This window comes from Bacillus sp. MT(2024) (assembly GCF_036362845.1).
GTDB classification, from domain to species: Bacteria; Bacillota; Bacilli; order Bacillales; family Bacillaceae; genus Bacillus; species Bacillus velezensis.
This window is the reverse complement of record NZ_CP143632.1, coordinates 311,357-331,674: the sequence shown is the minus strand read 5'-3', so window position 1 is coordinate 331,674 and position 20,318 is coordinate 311,357. Positions and strand designations below refer to the sequence as shown.

19 protein-coding genes and 2 pseudogenes are annotated in these 20,318 nt (G+C 47.3%); 6 read left to right on the top strand and 15 right to left on the bottom strand.

Going from position 1 to position 20,318, the window contains the following annotated elements:
• The first annotated feature begins 219 nt into the window (after positions 1-219).
• A complete protein-coding gene (locus VP472_RS01780; RefSeq protein ID WP_003156588.1) occupies positions 220-657 on the top strand; it encodes a NucA/NucB deoxyribonuclease domain-containing protein in 438 nt (145 codons plus the stop codon).
• Positions 658-678: 21 nt separating this feature from the next.
• Positions 679-1,077: a competence protein ComJ gene (gene comJ, locus VP472_RS01775; protein ID WP_077721770.1), complete on the top strand. Its 399-nt coding sequence runs from the start codon at positions 679-681 to the stop codon at positions 1,075-1,077.
• A gap of 18 nt (positions 1,078-1,095) precedes the next feature.
• Here comJ and VP472_RS01770 read toward each other — a convergent pair.
• The 6 genes and pseudogenes from VP472_RS01770 to VP472_RS01750 form a co-directional block, all read right to left on the bottom strand.
• A pseudogene (locus VP472_RS01770) lies at positions 1,096-1,325 on the bottom strand (family 1 glycosylhydrolase); the annotation flags it as partial.
• Entirely contained in the window at positions 1,250-1,441 is a 192-nt protein-coding gene (locus tag VP472_RS20035) for a family 1 glycosylhydrolase (protein ID WP_071392145.1), read from the bottom strand. The gene VP472_RS20035 and the pseudogene VP472_RS01770, both read right to left, overlap by 76 nt.
• Before the next feature lie 103 nt (positions 1,442-1,544).
• Positions 1,545-1,820, bottom strand: a complete 276-nt coding sequence (locus VP472_RS01765; protein ID WP_369719109.1) for a YckD family protein — start codon at positions 1,818-1,820, stop codon at positions 1,545-1,547.
• A 117-nt stretch (positions 1,821-1,937) separates the two neighbouring features.
• Positions 1,938-2,372: an RDD family protein gene (locus VP472_RS01760; RefSeq protein ID WP_021494203.1), complete on the bottom strand. Its 435-nt coding sequence runs from the start codon at positions 2,370-2,372 to the stop codon at positions 1,938-1,940.
• Between the two features lie 14 nt (positions 2,373-2,386).
• Positions 2,387-3,523, bottom strand: coding sequence for a zinc-dependent alcohol dehydrogenase (locus VP472_RS01755; RefSeq protein ID WP_146276090.1), 1,137 nt, complete (start codon positions 3,521-3,523; stop codon positions 2,387-2,389).
• Between the two features lie 64 nt (positions 3,524-3,587).
• Positions 3,588-4,790: a GTP-binding protein gene (locus VP472_RS01750; RefSeq protein WP_146276088.1), complete on the bottom strand. Its 1,203-nt coding sequence runs from the start codon at positions 4,788-4,790 to the stop codon at positions 3,588-3,590.
• Positions 4,791-4,934: 144 nt separating this feature from the next.
• Here VP472_RS01750 and VP472_RS01745 point away from each other — a divergent pair.
• From VP472_RS01745 to cobA, 4 genes and pseudogenes are all read left to right on the top strand, one after another.
• Positions 4,935-5,063: pseudogene (locus tag VP472_RS01745) on the top strand (hypothetical protein); the annotation flags it as partial.
• A 118-nt stretch (positions 5,064-5,181) separates the two neighbouring features.
• On the top strand, positions 5,182-7,599 hold the full coding sequence (gene nasD, locus VP472_RS01740) for an NADPH-nitrite reductase (RefSeq protein ID WP_071181520.1): 2,418 nt from the start codon (positions 5,182-5,184) through the stop codon (positions 7,597-7,599).
• 20 nt (positions 7,600-7,619) lie between these two features.
• The gene (gene nirD / locus VP472_RS01735) at positions 7,620-7,940 is read left to right on the top strand and encodes a nitrite reductase small subunit NirD (RefSeq protein ID WP_146276086.1); all 321 of its coding nucleotides are present in this window, start codon (positions 7,620-7,622) and stop codon (positions 7,938-7,940) included.
• Between the two features lie 66 nt (positions 7,941-8,006).
• On the top strand, positions 8,007-9,446 hold the full coding sequence (gene cobA / locus VP472_RS01730; RefSeq protein ID WP_076851416.1) for a uroporphyrinogen-III C-methyltransferase: 1,440 nt from the start codon (positions 8,007-8,009) through the stop codon (positions 9,444-9,446).
• Positions 9,447-9,500: 54 nt separating this feature from the next.
• On the opposite strand, the gene VP472_RS01725 is transcribed toward cobA, so the two are convergent.
• From VP472_RS01725 to VP472_RS01685, 9 genes are all read right to left on the bottom strand, one after another.
• A complete protein-coding gene (locus tag VP472_RS01725) occupies positions 9,501-10,511 on the bottom strand; it encodes an NAD(P)/FAD-dependent oxidoreductase (protein WP_076851417.1) in 1,011 nt (336 codons plus the stop codon).
• 198 nt (positions 10,512-10,709) lie between these two features.
• The gene (locus tag VP472_RS01720; protein WP_003156600.1) at positions 10,710-11,945 is read right to left on the bottom strand and encodes a proline utilization transcriptional regulator PutR; all 1,236 of its coding nucleotides are present in this window, start codon (positions 11,943-11,945) and stop codon (positions 10,710-10,712) included.
• Positions 11,946-12,102: 157 nt separating this feature from the next.
• On the bottom strand, positions 12,103-13,557 hold the full coding sequence (gene putP, locus VP472_RS01715; RefSeq protein WP_076851418.1) for a sodium/proline symporter PutP: 1,455 nt from the start codon (positions 13,555-13,557) through the stop codon (positions 12,103-12,105).
• Between the two features lie 91 nt (positions 13,558-13,648).
• Complete coding sequence (gene pruA, locus VP472_RS01710; RefSeq protein ID WP_071181519.1) at positions 13,649-15,196, bottom strand: L-glutamate gamma-semialdehyde dehydrogenase; 1,548 nt, start codon at positions 15,194-15,196, stop codon at positions 13,649-13,651.
• 17 nt (positions 15,197-15,213) lie between these two features.
• Positions 15,214-16,125, bottom strand: coding sequence for a proline dehydrogenase family protein (locus tag VP472_RS01705; protein ID WP_102421795.1), 912 nt, complete (start codon positions 16,123-16,125; stop codon positions 15,214-15,216).
• Between the two features lie 187 nt (positions 16,126-16,312).
• Positions 16,313-17,098 (bottom strand): nucleotidyltransferase domain-containing protein, encoded by a 786-nt coding sequence (locus VP472_RS01700; protein ID WP_025650333.1) that lies wholly within the window; start codon positions 17,096-17,098, stop codon positions 16,313-16,315.
• Between the two features lie 65 nt (positions 17,099-17,163).
• The gene (cah, locus tag VP472_RS01695) at positions 17,164-18,120 is read right to left on the bottom strand and encodes a cephalosporin C deacetylase (RefSeq protein WP_025284201.1); all 957 of its coding nucleotides are present in this window, start codon (positions 18,118-18,120) and stop codon (positions 17,164-17,166) included.
• Positions 18,121-18,264: 144 nt separating this feature from the next.
• Complete coding sequence (locus VP472_RS01690; RefSeq protein WP_146276082.1) at positions 18,265-18,825, bottom strand: shikimate kinase; 561 nt, start codon at positions 18,823-18,825, stop codon at positions 18,265-18,267.
• A 125-nt stretch (positions 18,826-18,950) separates the two neighbouring features.
• Positions 18,951-20,261: an MFS transporter gene (locus tag VP472_RS01685; protein ID WP_146276080.1), complete on the bottom strand. Its 1,311-nt coding sequence runs from the start codon at positions 20,259-20,261 to the stop codon at positions 18,951-18,953.
• Between the last annotated feature and the right edge of the window lie 57 nt (positions 20,262-20,318).

Below are 20,318 nucleotides of genomic sequence, written 5' to 3'. Positions count from 1 at the left end.
ACGATACGGCCGCAACCGTTCATTTCTGAATAGGGAAACGGCAAAAAACACTTTCTGATCGGATATTTAATGAATAAAATTGATTTGTACGGATGGTTCTACAGATATTCAGCTGAATTGCGGCTGAGAAATATATTTTAACAGCTTTACAGCCGGCCGATTCTGCTTTATTCTTGGACCAGCTTTACAGCAATTTAAAACTGGAGGTGATTGATACTCTTGAAAACATTAAAAGCACTGCTGCTTGTTCTTATCATCATTGCCGGAGCAGTCGCGGCCCTGATCAAGGGTGATCTTTTCTCAGATAACGAGCAGACCGTTCAGAAGAGTGATTACGACAAAGTAATCCTATTTCCGTCCGATCGATATCCGGAAACAGCAAAGCATATTAAGGACGCGATAAAAGAAGGGCATTCCAGCATATGCACCATTGACAGAGACGGAGTACATAAGCGGCGTGAGCAATCTCTTAAACATGTGCCTGTCAAAACGGGATACGATAGGGATGAATGGCCGATGGCGGTTTGTAAACAGGGCGGAAACAATGCCTCCGTAGAATATATTTCTCCGGCAGACAACCGCGGAGCCGGCTCTTGGGTCGGACACCAGCTTACCAATGATCCCGACGGAACGAGAGTATTATTTAAAATCAAGTAAAAAAACAGGAGGAACAGCGCATTGAATAAATCATGGAAACCGCAAGAACTGGCCATTTCTTATCATCAATTTACAATCTTCCAAAAAGATTCAGAACCGCCTGTTATCGATTGGACCGATGAAGCCATTGAAAAAGGATATGCGGAAACTGACGGAGCTGTTTCATTCGAAGCAAGGAGAAATACGAGGGCATTTATCGTCCTCAGGCTTAACACAAGTGAACCGGTACTATCCTATGAGAAAAAAGCGACTGTTCCCTTTGAGGCTGTAAAAGATGGAATTGAGATTGAAAGCGTGATGTCAAAGCGGCTTTTCTTTAATATTCCGAAAGGCCGGTACAGCCTTACCTGTTATTCAGTGCCTGCCGAAATATCCGATCTTCATGCGGATACGTATATTATTGATGCAGACGCAATGTAAAAGAAATCCCTGAGAGAATCATATTTCTCTCAGGGGACTTTTACCGTTTGTTTCAATTACATTTTGGTACCAATAAAAACTTCTTTTCCTGATCCGTTTCAAATCCTTTTCATCTTCTTCATCTCGATTGATATACACAAACCGTAGCGTTTTTGATAGCCGTTCAGCCAGCTTAACAGATCAGTGAATGACCAGCTGCAGCAGCCGATGAGATGAACTCCGTCACTAATGGCCTCTCTGCACTGTTCACCCATACTGAAGGTCCTTTACCGCCTTTATTCCAGGCTCCTTCCACCTGATAGGCAGACGAAGCTGACCCCCATAGAAATGTATCAGGGAACAGGCCCTGTTTTTTATGTACCATGGGTTTCATCCTCCTGATGCGTATGATATTGATATCATACGTTATGAAACGCATTTCAGAGCAATCCCGATCAAAACAAAAAAGCATCCGGCTTGCCGGATGCTTAAGAATGATGATGCCGCTTTTCCAATTTATGAGGCGGAGGCTTCGGGACAAAGCCATTTTGTTTCATCATATTAAAGCGCCTGTCCATATGCTGTTTAATATGTTCTGCTTTTTCTTTCGGCAGGACCCCGTACTCAACATATTTGGATATGACATGTTTGCGTTTTTCGAGCACTTCTTTTTCAAGTGATTCAATTTCTTTTTTCTGCTGTTCCGTGAGTGACATTGTTGAAGGCATTTTTGTTTCGGCGTGTGCCGGCATTGTGAAAACCATTGCTGTAATGAAAAACGCAGCTAAAGACAATGCAGCTTTTTTCATGACTCTCTCCTCCTTTAACGTTTGTTATATGTTGCTCCCTCATCCATTTTTTATGCAAAAAAAAGAGCGAAGTTATTCGCTCTTTTCAATCGATTCGTCCGGCAGCGCGTATGTGACATACGTTCCCGCTACAAAATCGTGGATTGACCGTTTGTCTTCTCTCATTCCGACCATGAATGCGCTCACGATCACACCGATTCCAAACGTCACGCCATATATCAGGCCGCCCACAAGCACTCTCAAAATCATAGTGAGAAAGCCTACCTGAGTTCCGTCTTTTTTGACGATGCGGATACCGCAGATCTTTTTGCCGATAACATAACCGTTCCAGTATACAGGGAGCAAAATACCATAAAGAGTCAAAATGATGCTGATCATTGCGCTCTCATTCGGATCTTTTCCTGTTGCCAGCATAAAAATAATCGCCAAAGGCACTGAAGTAATTAAATAGTCGAGTACAACGGCTCCCAATCTGATCCAAAATCCCGCCGGTCTGTAAATATTCATCATGTTTCCCCTCGCTATGGCTTCAAAATCACTTTAATGTTGCCATCTTCTTTTTTGTCAAATATATCATATGCAGCAGGAGCTTCCGCAAGACTCATTTTGTGTGTAATGATATCCGTCGGATCAATTTCATTTTGTTCAATCATTTGATACAGCATCGGCATCAGATGAATAACGGGTGCCTGGCCCATTTTTAAAGAAACGTTGCGTGTGAAAAAATCGCCGAGCGGAAAGCCGTCCGCTTCAGAAATGTATGCGCCCGTGAGCTGCACGGTTCCGAACTTCTTAACGGCTTCTGATGCTGTAAGAATCGGGCTGATCGTTCCGAACTGATTCGGTTTTTGCTCTGCTTTTTCTTTTGAAAGCGGCGTGCCGTCCATTCCGACACAATCAATCACTACATCCGCGCCCCCTGACGTTTGTTCGTGCAGCAGTTTCCCGATCTCATCATGTTCTGAAAAATTGAAGGTCTCTGCTCCGTTTATGCGTCTCGCATGTTCAAGGCGATGCGGGACTTGATCAACTGCGATAACCCGTTTAGCTCCTTTTTTCCACGCGAATTTTTGCGCCATTAAGCCGATCGGACCTGATCCCAGAATAACGACTGTATCTCCTTTTTTCACTCCGCTGTGCTGAACGCTCCAAAAGGCGGTCGGCATGACATCTGACAGAAGCAGCACCTGCTCATCTTCAAGCTCACTGTCTGCCGGAACCAGAAAAGAAGAGAAATCAGCATAAGGAACACGTAAATATTCAGCCTGCCCGCCGGGGTAATTTCCGTTAAACTCCGAAAAACCGAATAAACCGCCGGCATCTGTATGAGGATTTGGATTTGATTCATCACACTGGCTTTCCATCTGATGTTTGCAATAACGACATTCTCCGCAGCCGATGTTAAAAGGAATCACGACCCGGTCGCCTTTTTTCAGCTTTTTGACTTGACTGCCCGTTTCTTCCACAATTCCCATCGGCTCATGCCCGACAATATAACCCGGATCGGCTGGTATTCCGTTTTTATATAAATGAAGGTCTGAACCGCATATCCCGGTTGCGGTAATTCGAACGATGACATCTCTCTCATCTTGAATGGCGGGTGCCGGGACTTCTTTCACTTCCATATGTTCTTTTCCTTGGTATGTCAATGCTTTCACACTTGGTCAGCTCCTTTTTCATCACTCCTTCCCTTTTCACCTGCTTCTAAACTTGGCCGGTATGTTATTCGGCCCGCTGAATATCCCATTGAAAAGGATCTTCAAGCTGCGACCAGTCGGAATCGAACTCAGACGGCGTGAGCAGGCACTGATCCAATTCCTTTGTAATGGCTGCTTCATCTAAATCTGTTCCGATAAACACCAGGTTCGTATGACGATCTCCGAATTGGTCGTCCCAATCTTCCAGAATCTCCGGTTCCTGCTGTTTGATCTGCTCCTGCTCAAGTTTCGGCATTGCCGCCACCCAATAAGAAACAGGCTCAATCGAAACCGCCGGACCCGCCTGAGACATCAGCAGCGCAAGGCTGTTGCGGGTTGCGCACCAAACAATTCCTTTTGCGCGCACAATGTTGTCAGGCATTGATTGATGCAGCCAGCTGTCAAAACGAACGGTATGAAACGGCAGACGCCGCGAGTACACAAACGAAGTGATGCCGTACTCTTCCGTTTCCGGAGTGTGCGCTTCATGACCTGCCGTCAGTTCCTTTATCCACCCTGCTGATGAACTCGCTTCCTCAAACTCAAATAAACCGGTATTCAATATGCATTCGGCGGGCACTTCTCCGCGGACGGACCGGATCAGTCTGGCACGGGGCTGTAATGCGCAAAGAACCGTTTCCAGCTGTTCAAGCTCTTTTTCGCCCACCATGTCGCATTTATTTAAAATGAGCACATCACAAAACTCGATTTGGTCAATTAATAAGTCGGCAATCACCCGTTCATCCTCTTCTCCCGCCGCTTCCTTCCGGTCAAGAAGGGTGTCACCGGACTGGAAATCATGCCAGAAGCGGTTTGCATCCACCACGGTCACCATTGTGTCCAGCCTGCAGAATGTTGTCAGATCAATGCCCATTTCTTCATCTATATAAGAGAATGTCTGGGCAACGGGAATCGGTTCGCTGATCCCTGTTGATTCAATGACAATATAATCAAACCTGCCGTCTTTCGCGAGTTTCTCAACTTCGACTAATAAATCTTCACGCAGCGTGCAGCAGATACAGCCGTTGGATAATTCCACGAGTTTCTCATCCGTCCTTGACAAACCGCCTCCCTGCTTCACCAAGCCCGCGTCTATATTTACTTCGCTCATGTCATTGACGATGACGGCAATTTTTAAACCGTTGCGGTTTTGTAGAATATGATTCAAAACGGTCGTCTTTCCGGCACCAAGATAGCCGCTCAATACTGTAACCGGAATTTTTTCCATATCAATAGCCCCCTAACAAAATAGAATGATTACGATTTATATCCCGCAACTCCCTTATTATCACGATGTACATGGTTACAAATCGTAATCGTTACTATTTATTTTGATATATTCTCCGTTAAAAATCAAGTAAAAGTCAGACATCATACATTGTTTGTCCCCATCCATTGGTCTGACACGCAAAACGTCAACGATTTAATTGGTGAAGCCTTCGATCCGGACTGTAAAATGCCCGGTTTTAAGATGTGTGCGGTACGAATCAGCCCTATCTAATTTTTCATAAAATTTTTAGATTTTTTCGTATTTTTTGTTACATTTCATAACATGCATCTTAAATATTTGTTTTTGCTGTGCTACGCTGAAAAAAACAAAGATAGGAGCGGATCATCTGATGGGAAAAAAACAGCTAGTCCTTGTTGGAAATGGAATGGCCGGGGTAAGAGCGATTGAAGAAATACTGCGTGTTTCAAAAGATGAATTTGAGATTACAATATTCGGGGCCGAACCTCATCCCAACTATAACCGAATCCTTCTGTCAAAAGTGCTGCAAGGCGATACCGACATTCAAGACATTACGTTAAACGATTGGAACTGGTACAAAGAAAACAACATTCAGCTGTACACCGGTGAAACAGTCATCAAAGTTGACACGGAAAACAAAACCGTCATCACCGATGCAGACAGAATCCAGCCTTACGATGAACTCATCCTGGCGACAGGCTCTGTCCCTTTTATCCTTCCGATTCCGGGCGCAGACAAACAAGGCGTCACGGCATTCCGAGACATAAAAGATACCGACACGATGCTCGCCGCGTCAAAACAATATAAAAAAGCAGCCGTCATCGGCGGAGGACTGCTGGGTTTGGAAGCCGCGCGCGGACTGCTGAATCTCGGCATGGACGTGTCTGTCATCCACCTCGCCCCATTCCTGATGGAGCGCCAGCTTGACGCAGCGGCGGGACGCCTGCTGCAAAACGAGTTAGAAAAACAAGGCATGACCTTTTTCCTTGAAAAACAAACCGAAGAAATTCTCGGTACTGACCGTGTCGAAGGCGTACGCTTCAAAGACGGCACAAGCATCAAAGCTGATCTGGTCGTCATGGCTGTCGGCATCCGCCCGAATACACAGCTTGGCACAGAAAGCGGCATCCCGGTAAACCGCGGAATCATTGTCAACGATTATATGCAGACTGAAATTCCGCACATTTACGCGGTCGGTGAATGTGCCGAGCACCGCGGAATCGCATACGGTCTTGTGGCGCCGCTCTATGAACAGGCAAAAGTGCTGGCCAAGCATATTTGCGGCATTGAAACAAAACCGTACGAAGGCTCCGTTCTCTCCACTCAATTAAAGGTATCAGGCGTCGAGGTCTTCTCTGCCGGCGACTTTGATGAATCAGAGGACAAAAAGGCAATTAAAGTGTTCGATGAACAGGACGGCATTTATAAAAAAATCGTCCTGAGGGGCAATCAAATTGTCGGCGCTGTTTTGTTCGGAGACAGCAGCGAAGGCAACCGCCTGTTTTCTATGATTCAAAAAGAAGCAGATATCTCTGAAACCTCCAAAATATCAATCTTACAGCCTCTTGATCAGGAAGCAGGCGCAAGCATGACCGCGGCGATGAGCGACGATGAAATCATCTGCGGCTGCAACGGCGTTTCAAAAGGTGCGATTATACAAGCCATTCAGGAAAAAGGCTGCACATCAACGGACGAAATCAAAGCATGCACCGGGGCATCCCGTTCCTGCGGAGGCTGTAAACCGCTCGTAGAAGACATTCTTCAATATACACTGGGCTCAGAATTTGACTCATCCGCGCAAAAAGAAGCGATTTGCGGCTGCACCTCACTGTCGAGAGATGAAGTCGTAGAAGAAATCAAAGCCAAAGGGCTCTCACATACAAGAGAAATCATGAACGTGCTCGGCTGGAAAACGCCGGAAGGCTGCTCCAAATGCCGCCCTGCCCTCAACTACTACTTAGGCATGATTAATCCGGCTACATACGAGGATGACAGAACATCCCGTTTTGTGAACGAACGGATGCACGCCAATATTCAAAAAGACGGAACATACTCAGTCGTTCCCCGGATGTACGGGGGCGTAACCAACTCTCAAGATCTCCGCAAGATCGCCGATGTCGTCGACAAATATGAGATCCCGCTCGTTAAAATGACCGGCGGCCAGCGAATTGATCTCATCGGCGTTAAAAAAGAAGATCTGCCGAAAGTATGGGCCGAGCTTGATATGCCGTCAGGCTACGCGTACGGAAAAACACTCCGCACGGTAAAAACGTGCGTAGGCGAACAATTCTGCCGCTTCGGCACACAAGACTCCATGGCACTGGGTATTGCGCTTGAGAAAAAATTCGAAGGGCTCAATACGCCTCATAAGGTTAAAATGGCCGTGTCCGCCTGCCCGCGGAACTGTGCGGAATCAGGCATTAAGGACCTTGGCGTTGTCGGCATCGACGGAGGCTGGGAGCTTTATGTCGGCGGAAACGGCGGAACCCATTTGCGCGCCGGTGATTTGCTGATGAAAGTAAAAACGAATGAAGAAGTCTTAGAATACGCGGGTGCTTACCTTCAGTACTACAGAGAAACGGCAAACTATCTGGAGCGGACATCCGCATGGCTTGAGCGCGTCGGTTTATCTCATGTCCAATCCGTATTAAACGATCCGGAAAAACGGCAGGAGCTCAACGACAGAATGAATGAGACACTCTCTGTCCACAAAGATCCGTGGCAATACTTCCTTAAAGATAAAAAAGCATCTAAAGATCTATTCGAAAATGTCGTCACGACTTCATAAAACAGTAAGGGGGAACGGACATGGTTAATAAAGATATGACAAAGGTTTGCATAGGCAGAGTAAACGAATTACCCGAGGAGTTAGGAAAAACCGTATATATAGAAGATAAAGAGCTTGCCGTATTTAAGCTTTCTGACGGGAACATCCGTGCCGTCGAAAACCGCTGTCCCCATAAAGGGGGCGTCCTGGCTGAAGGCATCGTCAGCGGAGAATACGTCTTCTGCCCGATGCATGACTGGAAGATTTCCTTAGAAGACGGAAAAGTCCAGGAGCCGGATCATGGCTGTGTCAAAACATACGAAACACTGATCGAAGGAGAGAATGTATACCTCCTGTATTGATCAAAGACCGGATCACTTTTTCAAGTGGTCCTTCATTTTTTAAATTGCTGAAGGGATGACGCCATCATGAAAAACGGAATCGTATATTTTGTCGGTGCCGGACCAGGAGACCCGGGGCTGATCACCGTAAAAGGAAAACAGGCTCTGGAGAAAGCGGATATCATTTTGTATGACCGGCTCGCAAACCCAAAGTTTCTAGAATACGCCTCACCGGACTGCCGGTTCATTTATTGCGGAAAGCTGCCCGACCGCCATTTTATGAAACAGTCTGAGATAAATGCCCTGCTGATAGAAAAAGCGGCGGAGGGCTACACCGTCGTCCGCTTGAAAGGCGGAGACCCAAGTGTGTTCGGCAGGGTCGGCGAAGAAGCAGAGGCGCTTCATCAGCATGGCATCCGCTACGAAATGGTGCCCGGCATCACCTCGGGAATTGCAGCGCCGCTATATGCGGGAGTCCCCGTTACCCATCGTGATTTCGCTTCGTCCTTCGCGATGATCACCGCTCATGATACATCATTGCAAGGCAGGCCGAATCTCGACTGGGAAGGGCTTGCCCGAAGCGTTCAAACGCTTGTGTTTTACATGGGCGTTAAAAATCTGTCATTTATATGCCGGAAGCTTATGGAGTACGGAAAATCCCCTTCCGTTCCCGTACTCGTCATTCAATGGGGAACGTGGGGGCGGCAGCGGAGTGTTAAAGGAACGCTTCAGGATATCCATGACAAAGTTCAAAGCCAAAACATCACCAACCCTGCCATTATCGTCATTGGTGATATTGTCAATTTTCAAACACACAGCTGGTTTGAAAGCAAACCGTTCATCGGACGGCATATCATGGTGGTCACTCATGGCGATGATGAACATACATTGACAGACAAGCTGCGCGAGTATGGCGCCGATGTTATTGAATGGCCGAAGCGGATCGTTAAAAAAATGCCCGCAAACGAAAACATCCTGAAACAGATCAGCACCTTTGAACAACTATTTTTCACATCACGCCTTGCGGTATGCGAATTCTTTGACACACTGGCTTTCAAGCAGATCGACATCCGCCGGGTGACCGCAAGCCTGAATGCAGCGACTGAAGCCGCAAAGACGGAACTGACAAAACGGGGCTTTCTCCTATCCGAATGGCAAAATGATTCTCCGCATTCTCTCATTGTAGGGAGCCGTCAAGCAGCAGAAAACTTGCCAGACTCAAAATCATGCCCGTTTTATATCACCCATGAACATATCTCGGATGAGCGATTCACTTCCATGATCGAACGCACGATCAGTGAGTCTCCTCTGCAAATGATTATCTGTACGGGCAAAGAATCCGCTCAGCATTTGATCAGCGCCGGAAAACAAATCGGCATATCACCGAATCCATCAGGAAACCGCCCTCCCGTCATCTGCATGGGCGAAGACGTCCCCGCCGGCTGCGGGTTTACCGCCGTGAAAAATCAGGAACAGTTATTTGCGTTTATACGAAATGAAATGAAAGACATGCTCGTTCACAGCTGATACGCCGGAATGCTTTTCTGACCCCCGGGCTCAACATCGGGGGTCAGCCCTTTTTTATTGTGTCACCAATTTTTTATGATGAGTCGAATACATCGCCATCTGATCCGCCTGCGGGTCCAAATAGGCTTTGGCGCTGTTCACGGCGGTCGGCCCCTCCGTGAAACCGCCGGCAATCAATCTGAGCTTGCTTTCATAATGGGCGGCGTCACCGGCGACAAACACGCCCGGAAGATTCGTCCGCATATGTCTGTCAGCTTTAATCCTGCCTTCTTCTATCTCAAGCCCCCAGTCCTTCATCGGACCGAGATCAATTTTAAACCCGTGGTTGATAATGAGCTCATCAAGCTTGATGACTTCAGAAAGTCCGGACTCAGTTTGACAAACGGTGACGCTCTCGATCCGTTCCCCGGTGCCATTGAGATGCTTCAGACGATACGGCGCAAGCACCCGCACGGAAGACCGCTTCATTTTCGCCACGCTGCTTTCCAAACCGCCAAACTCCTCACGGCGGTGCAAAACGGTAACAGACGCCGCAATCGGTTCCAGCTCATTCGCCCAGTCAACCGCGGTATCTCCCCCTCCGGAAATCACGACATGCTTATCTCGAAACGCATCAAGCTTCTCCACCTTATAATGAAGGTTCTTTCCTGAATACCGGCTCGCATCCGCGCTGTCAAGTTCATTGACCTCAAGCGTCCCCATGCCGACGGCCAAAATCACCGTGCGCGTATAGTGCTTTTCCCCTTTGGAACTTTCGAGCACAATGGTTCCGTCTTCCAGCCGTTCAAATCCGGTCACCCGCTGATTCAACACGATATCCGGCTCAAATGTCGCCGCCTGCTCCTTCAGCTGCCTAATCAGCTGTTCCCCGGCAATCCCGGGTATTCCGCCGATATCACGGATGATTTTTTCAGGGAAAAACATAGACACCTTCCCTCCGAGCCGCGGTAAAAACTCGATCACCTTCGTTTTCAGCTCCCGCATCCCGCAATAAAAAGCCGCAAACAGGCCGATCGGGCCTCCGCCTATAATCGTGACGTCGTACACCTCATGATTTTCCGCCATCGTTCTGCCTCCCGTTTAGATCTATACTTCATACATTTTTAATTGAGAATCAATATCAATGAAAGTATAACACATATTGAGGAGCAGTGTTTATTCATTTCTCATCTTGCGGGAAAGGAGTGATTCAGAAGTGAGGTTCTGAGATTGATAAGCGGGAAGGTATTAAAACTGAAACCAGTACGGCGACTGGTTTCTTTTTTATCTCTTTTTCATCAGCATGATATCGAGATACAGCTGGCACCTTGTCCTGAAGTCGTTTAAATTAATTGATGTCATGTCAAGAATCTGTTTGATGCGGTAGTTCAATGTGTTTTGATGAATAAAAAGCTGTTCTGCGGCTGGTTTTGTTTTGCAGTTATTGAGGAGATAGATTTCTAACGTTTTCAGCAGTTCGGTGCTGCTTTCTCTGTCTTTGGCTTTTAATAACGCTAAATCATCGTTTACATATTCCAGTGAGGCGTTTTTTTCTTCGATGCTTTCAAGATAGCGGTAAATCCCGAGCTTACTGTATTCGTACGGGATATTTTCCTGGTTTCCGGTAATTTCGGCGGCCTTTATAACTTCAAGGGCTTCTATATAACTTTTGCCGAGCTTCAGGATGCTGCTGTATTCATTGCCGATTCCGATATAGATGGGAGTGGGGATCTTCTGAAAGTGAAAATGAGTCAGCAGTTTGTGGATGAATTCAGATGCTGCCGAAGTGCCGGAGCTTTTTTGCGAGAAGCTTGCGACGACGATGACAATATTGGAATCAATGGTTAAGACGTGACTGACTTTATCCCGCAAATTCAAGTACGATTTGATATTTTCCTTTACATCTTCGACTGCCTCCCCATCCCCATTTGCGGCATGCAGGACGACTACCGAAAAAACCGACGGCAGCACGGCGTTCATCTTTTCCGCTTCCCGCCTGAACTCCTTTTCAGAGGAGAATTGCTGAAAGATCGCCCGTTTCACCAGGTCTTCCGCTCTCTCTTCTTTTTCCTGTTTCAGCCGGTTCGTTTTATAGATGATTTTTCCGACATGGAATGAAGTTTCATATAAAAAATCGAGCTCCTCGTCCGTCAAGTTTCGGTCGAGCTCCTGAATCCAGATGTAGCCCATCACTTCCCCTTTATGTTTTGCGCTTACAACCACTCTCTGATTCAGTCCGATACTGTCTATTTTTTCGACACGGAACGGTTCAGGAACGGTTTTCAGCTTTTCGATCACCCCGTCCTTCAGAAACCTTTCAAAAATCTGCACGGGGCATTTTTTTGAGAATATCGTCTGCTGGTTGGCGGAGTCGAAGTGATTAATGTAATAAGAATTATAGGCAAGCAAAAAGAAATCCGCGCTTTCCAGAATAACGGGCTTCTGCAATTCATAACTGATGAAATCAATTAATTTATCAATGTCCGTAAATGAAAAAACTCTCTCTAAAAGCTCTTCCATACCTATTTCTCCTATGCTCTTTTTATCTTTATCATACTCTGAGGGGTGACTTTTTGTATAGAAAAAAATTCATATACTCCCAAAACGGAATGATCCGAAAGCCTGTATCGTGAAAAGAGGAAAAAGGGCGGTCCCTTCTTCCTCTCGTTCCTTGCTTTTATTGAGAAAGTGTATCACGGTAGTCATGAAACTGATCTGTGACATCTTTTGACGGAGCCTGTGTCAATAAGCTGACGACAAATACAGCGGCAAGGCTTACAGCAAAGCCCGGAATGATTTCGTACAAAAAGTCTGAAAGACCGGCATTCGCCCAAATGATTACGGTAATCGCTCCCGCAATCATGCCGGCGAGTGCCCCCCATTTCGTCATCCGTTTCCAAAATAAACTGAGCAGTACGACCGGCCCGAATGAAGCGCCGAATCCCGCCCATGCATAGCTGACAAGACCAAGTATCGTGTTGTTTTTCTCCCAGGCGAGCACCAGGGCGACGATTGACACCGCAAGCACTGCCATTCTCCCCAGAAATACGAGTTCCTTATCAGAAGCTGAACGCCTGAACATGGACTTATACAAGTCCTCCACTAAAGAACTGGACGTAACGAGCAGCTGAGACGAAATCGTACTCATAATGGCCGCTAAAATCGCAGAAATGAGAAATCCCGTAATAATCGGGTGGAACAGAATGTTGCCGAGCTGAATAAAAATGGTTTCCGGATCATCCAGCTTCAACCCGCGCTGGTGGTAATACGCGATTCCCGCAAGACCCGTAAACAGCGCGCCGAGTGCAGACAAAATCATCCATCCCATTCCGATCCGTCTGGCGCGTTTGATCTCTTTCACAGATGTGATCGCCATAAAGCGCACAATAATATGCGGCTGCCCGAAATAGCCGAGCCCCCACGCAAATAAAGAAATAATGCCAAGGACGGTGGTCCCTTTGAACATATTAAACAGTTCCGGGTTGACGGAACGGATATCGGCAACGGTTTCTCCCGGGCCGCCCGTATGGAAAATCGTCACAATCGGCACAAGAATAAGCGCCGCAAACATGATGATCCCTTGGACAAAGTCCGTCCAGCTTACCGCCAAAAAGCCCCCGAACAAGGTGTAGGCGACAACGACGCCTGTCACGGCCCACAGGCCGGTGTGGTAATCCCACCCTAAAATGCTGTTGAATAAGACACCTCCGGACACCATGCCGGATGATACGTAAAAAGTGAAAAAGACGAGAATGACGAGACCCGAAAACAGTCTGAGAAGCTTCGTATGATCACCGAAACGGTTTTCAAGGAAACCCGGAATGGTGATGGAATTCCCCGCTTTTTCGGTATACGTTCTCAGCCTCGGCGCCACGAAAAGCCAGTTCGCCCAAGCCCCGAGCACAAGTCCGATTACAATCCAAGCGCCGCTTAATCCCGTCGAGAACATGGCGCCAGGAAGCCCCATCAAGAGCCATCCGCTCATATCCGCCGCTCCCGCGCTGAGCGCTGTGACGGCAGGGCCTAAAGAACGCCCACCGAGCATGTAATCCGTCAGATTCGACGTCCGTCTGTAGGCGAAATAACCGATAAACAGCATGCCCGCCATATAAATACAAATGGAAATAATCAACTGAATGTTTGCTATGGCATTTCCTCCTCCGCTTTATAGGTTTATGGTGAAATGGACACCCCCCGCGAGGAGGATGCCCATTCAGTCCCTCTTAAAACATTTCACTGATTGTTTTCGCCTGCATGTGGAGGGCCAAATAATCCGGGCCGCCCGCTTTTGAATCAGTGCCGGACATTTTGAAGCCTCCGAACGGATGGTAGCCGACAATCGCTCCCGTACAATTGCGGTTGAAGTACAGGTTGCCGACATGGAATTCCTGTTTCGCCCGTTCAATATGTTTGCGGTTATTTGTAATGACCGCGCCTGTCAAACCGTATTCAGTATTGTTGGCCACTTCCAGCGCCTCATCAAAGTTTGATACTTTAGAAAACGCCACGACAGGCCCGAAAATTTCTTCCTGCATGAGTCTGGCTTTCGGATCAAGGTCAGCGAAGATCGTCGGCTTGATAAAGTAGCCTTTTGAATCATCTCCGGTGCCGCCGCTTACTAAACGGCCTTCTTCTTTTCCGATTTCAATGTAGCTCATGATCTTGTCGTAAGAACCTTGGTCGATGACAGGTCCCATATACACGTCAGCGCTGTCAGGGCTTGCCGTCACTTTTGATTCAGTGATTTCGATGACGCGCTCCAATACTTGATCATACACTTTTTCATGGACAACTGCACGTGAACCTGCAGAACATTTTTGTCCCGCGAAGCCGAATGCTGATGTAAAGATGGATTGAGCCGCCAATTCAATGTCCGCGTCCTCATCGACAACAACCGTATCTTTACCGCCCATTTCAGCGATAACACGCTTTAAATGCTGCTGGCCCGGCTGCACTTTCGCCGCGCGTTCGAAAATTCTCGTACCGACTTCACGTGATCCCGTAAACGTAATGATGCTTGTTTTCGGGTGATCGACGAGATAGTCTCCCACTTCCGCTCCGCTTCCCGGCACAAAGTTGACAACGCCCTTCGGAAGACCTGATTCCTCAAGCACTTCTACGAATTTCGCCGCGATGACCGGTGTCGCGCTTGCCGGTTTAAGAACGACCGTGTTGCCCGTTACGATCGGTGCCACCGTCGTTCCCGCCATAATCGCAAAGAGGAAGTTCCATGGCGGAATGACGACCGTTACGCCGGTCGGTGTGTAGACATATTGGTTCTTCTCGCCGTCGCGGCTGTTGACCGGCTTGCCTTTTGCTAATTCAACCATCTGGCGCGCGTAGTATTCCATAAAGTCGATGGCTTCCGCCGTATCCGCATCAGCTTCGTTCCAAGGTTTTCCCGCTTCCTTGACGAGCAGGGCGGAGAATTCGTGCTTTCTGCGGCGGACTTTGGCAGCTGCGCGGAACAGAACGGCCGCTCTTTCTTCAGGGGATGTGTATCTCCACTCTTCGAACGCTTTCGCAGCCGCTTCAATCGCCTGCTCAGCGTGCTCCTGGGACGCCTTTGACACTTTTCCGACGACTTCTTCTTTGTCTGCAGGGTTAATGGATACGATTTTCGCTTCCGTCTCTACCTTTTCACCGTTGATGACGAGCGGATAATCTTTTCCCAGATACTCATTTACCTTCGCAAGCGCTTTCTTAAATTCTTCAACGTTCGATTGATCTTGGAAATTCGTGAATGGTTCGTGTTTATAAGGTGTAGTCATTGTCATCTCTCCCTTTTTTACTTCTTAGTCATTCCTTTAAAGGCGAATGCGATGTTTGAGGGGCGTTCGGCGAGCCGTCTCATGAAATAGCCGTACCAGTCATCCCCGTAAGGCAGGTAGACTCTCATGCGGTATCCTTCTTCCACCAGGCTGAGCTGGGTTTGCGAGCGCATGCCGTACAGCATCTGAAACTCAAAACGGTCGTTTGAAATGCCGTGCTCTTTGGCAAGCTGTTTTGTAAACTCGATCATTTTGTCATCATGCGTGGCGACTGCCGTATAATGTCCTTTTAAAAGCTGTTTGCGGATGAGTCTTTTATAATTTTCATCGACGTCGCTTTTTTCAGGATAGGCCACCTTTTCCGATTCTTTATAGGCCCCTTTGACAAGCCGCAGAAACGGATTCAGCGGGCTGAGGTCATCAAGATCCTTCTCCGTTCTGTACAGATAAGCCTGCACCACGGTGCTTACATATTCATACCGGCTTCGGAAGTCTTTAAAGATATCCAGCGTTTTCTGGCATCTCGTTTCATCTTCCATGTCAATCGTCACCATGACTTTATGTTTTTCAGCCGTCTGGAGGATTTTCGTCATATTTTCATAGACGAGATCGAGATCTATATCAAGACCTAAAGACGTCATTTTTAATGACACTTGGGAATTCAGCTGTTCATCAGCAATTAAGGCGATGGTCTGCATGCACTCCTCGGTGCGTTCTTTCGCGACGTCACCGCTGTTGACAAATTCCCCCAAATGATCGACAGTAACTGACAGCCCCTGGCTGTTCAAATGTCGGATTGTCGGGATAGAACTGCGGAAATCCATTCCTCCGATGATTTTGCCGGCTGCCACACGGCTTCCCCAGCTTCGCGCCATCTTATTGAGAAAGCTGCTCTTGGATAAAAATAAGAAAAAATCTCTTGTAATCACTTCCAACCTTAACACCCCGCAATCTAAGAAGTATTTGTATGAGTCTATTGTAAATGGACAAAACATCCTCTCACAATATTCTAAAAATACAAAGATTCTGATAAATTTTTGTGGTTTTACCACAATCAGCTTCTTAGATAGCAGGCGGATTATGCCGAAAAAAGGCGGACGGAAATGACGGCAATCGTCAATTTCCGCCTTTTTCCCCCCACGCCTCTTCGACAGTCTGAATCAATAGCTGATTCAGTTCCTCCGTTATGTCAGGTTTCGGCGTTTTGATGGTTTTGACATAGTGCCCGATGCGTTCTATTTCTTCTTCTATAAACGCATGAATCATCGTATTTCTCGGTTCCGGAGCCAGCTCCTGACCGCTTTTTTTCCTTGTAAGCAGTATATTGATTTCAGAAATGAGCGCTTCATCCGTCAATAAGGCATCGGCCAGTACGGGAAATGACATCGGCGGTACGGAGCCGAACGTTTCAATCCATCTGCAGGCAAGGAGAGGACGCAGAACATAAAAATACTTTTTAATCTTCACTTCACTGCCCTGCAATTCCGTTTTTTCATTCCGTTTTGCCATATTGAGATAATGATAAATGCCGGCTTCAGGCGAAAAGGCGCGGATTTTCAGTTTTCGAAGCTTTTCAGCCGCTGAGAAAGCTTCATAATAGATCATCTCAGAAGAGAGCCATTCCAAAAGAGGCGGATTTGATTTTTTAAAAAGCCGCAGCGCTTTTCTCAGTTCCCAGCCGCTGATGTCAAGCATGTCATGAATCGGCTCTTCTATGACATCCCTATGCGGTTCGATCGAAAAGTACCATTCTTTTTTCGGCACATAGAGAAACCGCACATCGTAGTCGCTGTCGCTTGACGGAAATCCCCATGCGCGGCTCCCTGATTCTACGGCGTAAAGCACCTTGACGCCGTGCTGTGCTTCAATTCGTTTTAATTCTTCGATGATCCTTTGTTCCATCTGTATCCGTCCTTTTCCGTGATCATTCCTGAAAAAAGCCCAAGTACTTGGGCTTTTCGCTGTTGTCAGCCTTTCAGATGCGCTTTCAGAAAGGCCAGCTTTTCCGTATGGAAAGAAGGTATGTATTCATGTCCGAAATATCGGTACACCTTCAATTCTTTTTCCGTTTCCAGATGATTGTAAGCGGCAAACACCGTCGACGGCGGAGTCACGCGGTCAATCAGCCCGATGGACATGAGCACCGGAACTTTTACGCGGTCCGCCAGATTCATGATATCAAAATAGGCCAGTGTATTCATCGCGGCCTTCTCCGTCTCAGGGCTGCCGTTCTTTCTGAAAAAGGAGTTAATCTCAAGATACGGCTCATCAAGAGCGACATCAATGGCCCGCTCAAAATTGCTTAAATAAGGATAATCGGCCGCAACCGCTCTCGGAATGTCAGATAGTGCCGCCGCGGCGATTGAAAGTCCGCCTCCCTGGCTCCCGCCGATGACGGCGATTCTCGTTTCATCCACTTCATCAAAGCCGCTGATGACTTCCAAAGCCCGGACGGCGTCTAAGTACACGCCGCGGTAATAATATGTATCTTTATCTAAAATCCCTTTCGTCATCCAGCCGGGAACGTGTCCGTGCGGTGAGACGCTTGTATCTGTGCTGCTGTGCTGGCCGCGGACAAGCATCCCGAACGCGGCATATCCGTGAAGCGCCCAATTTACGATGTCATGTATATCCCCGTCATAGCTCGCGTTGTAGCCGTGATATTTCACGATGGCCGGATGCGGTCCTTGCCGGTCGGGAACGGCGTACCATCCCTCAATTTCCGCCTTGCCGAAGCTCCGGTATGTCAGCCGGAATACTTTCACACCGTCAGCCGGGTAGCTTTCAGCCGTCAATTCAGGCTTTGCCTCTTCCTTTGCAAGCTCATGTAATGATGATGCCCAAAAATCCGAAAAGTCATGAGGAGCGGTTTTATTTGGTTTATAGGTTTGCAGTTGGTCGAGCGGCAAGTCGTATAATTGCATATCCGATTAATCTCCTTTGTTTTATAAGATTTAATTTTCTGACTCTATCTTAACACGATTTTACACTCATTTTCTAAAAATTTTAATAAACGTTTGTTTAAAAGAAAACAAAAAAGCCGTACGCTCACAGCGTCACGGCTCTTTTTACATCGGCTGATACAGATCCCAGCCGATTTTTAACGTTTCAACGATATAATTTGCGATTTCTTCTGGTTCCAGATTATCCGTCGCCACTTTTGAATTATGTTTATCATAGATGCTTTGGCGCTCGTTAAAGAGCTGTTGCATTTCATCCATGGAACGGTTATGCAGAACGGGACGGCTTTCAATCAGCAGATCAGCCCGCTGCTTCCAATTCTCCCATGATAAATCAAGATGGAGCACGAGACAGTTTTCAAGGCAGCACTGTCTGATTTCCTCTTGTTTAAATGAACCGCCCCCAAGTGACACGATCTTGAATTTCGTATTGCGGCAGATATCTAATATATAATCCTTTTCGGTCTGACGGAAAAAGGCTTCACCTTTTTTCTCAAACATTTCAGGGATGGACATATTGAAATCTTTCTCAATCTGCAAATCAATATCAATGAAGTCTCTGTATAATTTCTTAGCGACCAGCTGGCCGATTGTTGTCTTTCCGACACCCATGAATCCGATCAGTACGATATTTCTTTCTCTTACGGGAATGGCACGTTTTGCGTTCATCTTCGGCGAAATCCTCCTAAGAAATGAAAAAGTTATGTTTATTATATGATAACTCAATATTGAAATATAGAGATAATGCAATGAAGGAAAACCCATCATTTATAAGAAGAGATGAGTTTTTCTTTCTATCGGAGCGTAATGCGTTCCACCTTTCCGACAATGAAAATATAAGAAAATGCCCCGATAAATGCGACAGCGCCGACAAACAGAATCGCTCCGTTATATGAACCGGTCGCAGAAACGATAAACCCGATGATAAGCGGGGTGATAATGCCGGCCATATTGGCGAAAAAGTTAAACACGCCTCCTGCCAATCCGATTGTTTCGCTTGGCGCCACCTCACTCAGCATCGTCCAGGATATATTGGACATGCCCTGCGCAAAAGAAGCAATGGATAAGATCGTCAAAACCGCAGGAGCAGAATCCGTAACATTCGCGAGCACGATGGAGCCTGTCAGCAGAAGACCGAGGATGACGGGGGTTTTCCGGGCAATGTTCACCGACACGCCCCGTTTCATCATTCCGTCAGACCAATATCCGCCGAACAATACGCCGAAAAAGGCGGCGATATACGGGATTGATGCGGCGAAGCCGACTTTTAAGAATGCCATGTGCTTTGCCTCCGCCAGATAAGTCGGAAACCATGTCAAAAAGAAGAACAGTGTGGAGGCTACGGCGAATTGGCCGATATACAAGCCGACAAGCTTGCGGTATTTAAGAAGCTGGACGAAATCCCGCCACGTGATCCTGCCGGCTGATTCAGACACCTCTGTCAGTCCGCCGCCTTCTCTAATATAATCAAGCTCTTCCCGGTTCACTTTCCGGTACCGATTCGGCTCGTGATACATTTTGAACCAGAAAACGGAGAAAACAAGCCCGAGCACCCCTGAGGAAATAAAGACGGCGCGCCAGTCAAATGCCGTTAACACCCAGAATAAAACCGGTGTGGCGAACGCCAGTCCCACATATTCCCCCGCCGTATAAACACCCGTCGCAAAGGCGCGTTCCCGCCTTGGAAACCATGTCGTGACAATCCGGTTGTTTGCCGGAAACGCAGGCGATTCAGCCAGCCCGATAATCAGGCGGCAGCCGAATAAAAACCCGAAACTGGCCGCAAAAGCCTGCACTCCGGTGAAAACAGACCAGATCATTAAAGAAACGCCGTACGTCCGTTTTGACCCGAATTTGTCCAAAATGAGCCCGCCGGGAATCTGCATACCCGTATAGGTCCAGCTGAATGCGGAAAAGACGACGCCCAAAAGCGCGGGGCTTATGTTCAGCGATGTCTGAATGGACGGGGCGGCGATGGATACACTGGCACGGTCTATATAATTAATCGCAGTGATAAAAAACAAAAGAAACAGTATCACATAACGAGCGCGAGTCGGTTTATTGCGGACGGGACTGAAGTCCGTCAGCTCCGTTTCATTTTTCAATGGCTTCTCCCCCCTTACTCGAATGAAATTAATTGTACAACACTTCGGTCAATTATT

Excerpts from the sequence above, each read along its gene's own strand:
- VP472_RS20035 (WP_071392145.1), bottom strand. The coding sequence starts at position 1,441 with ATGGTACATAAAAAACAGGGCCTGTTCCCTGATACATTTCTATGGGGG.
- VP472_RS01765 (WP_369719109.1), bottom strand. The coding sequence starts at position 1,820 with ATGGTTTTCACAATGCCGGCACACGCCGAAACAAAAATGCCTTCAACA.
- VP472_RS01760 (WP_021494203.1), bottom strand. The coding sequence starts at position 2,372 with ATGAATATTTACAGACCGGCGGGATTTTGGATCAGATTGGGAGCCGTT.
- VP472_RS01750 (WP_146276088.1), bottom strand. The coding sequence starts at position 4,790 with ATGGAAAAAATTCCGGTTACAGTATTGAGCGGCTATCTTGGTGCCGGA.
- nasD (WP_071181520.1), top strand. The coding sequence starts at position 5,182 with ATGGGAAAAAAACAGCTAGTCCTTGTTGGAAATGGAATGGCCGGGGTA.
- nirD (WP_146276086.1), top strand. The coding sequence starts at position 7,620 with ATGGTTAATAAAGATATGACAAAGGTTTGCATAGGCAGAGTAAACGAA.
- cobA (WP_076851416.1), top strand. The coding sequence starts at position 8,007 with ATGAAAAACGGAATCGTATATTTTGTCGGTGCCGGACCAGGAGACCCG.
- VP472_RS01725 (WP_076851417.1), bottom strand. The coding sequence starts at position 10,511 with ATGGCGGAAAATCATGAGGTGTACGACGTCACGATTATAGGCGGAGGC.
- VP472_RS01720 (WP_003156600.1), bottom strand. The coding sequence starts at position 11,945 with ATGGAAGAGCTTTTAGAGAGAGTTTTTTCATTTACGGACATTGATAAA.
- pruA (WP_071181519.1), bottom strand. The coding sequence starts at position 15,196 with ATGACTACACCTTATAAACACGAACCATTCACGAATTTCCAAGATCAA.
- VP472_RS01700 (WP_025650333.1), bottom strand. The coding sequence starts at position 17,098 with ATGGAACAAAGGATCATCGAAGAATTAAAACGAATTGAAGCACAGCAC.
- cah (WP_025284201.1), bottom strand. The coding sequence starts at position 18,120 with ATGCAATTATACGACTTGCCGCTCGACCAACTGCAAACCTATAAACCA.
- VP472_RS01690 (WP_146276082.1), bottom strand. The coding sequence starts at position 18,825 with ATGAACGCAAAACGTGCCATTCCCGTAAGAGAAAGAAATATCGTACTG.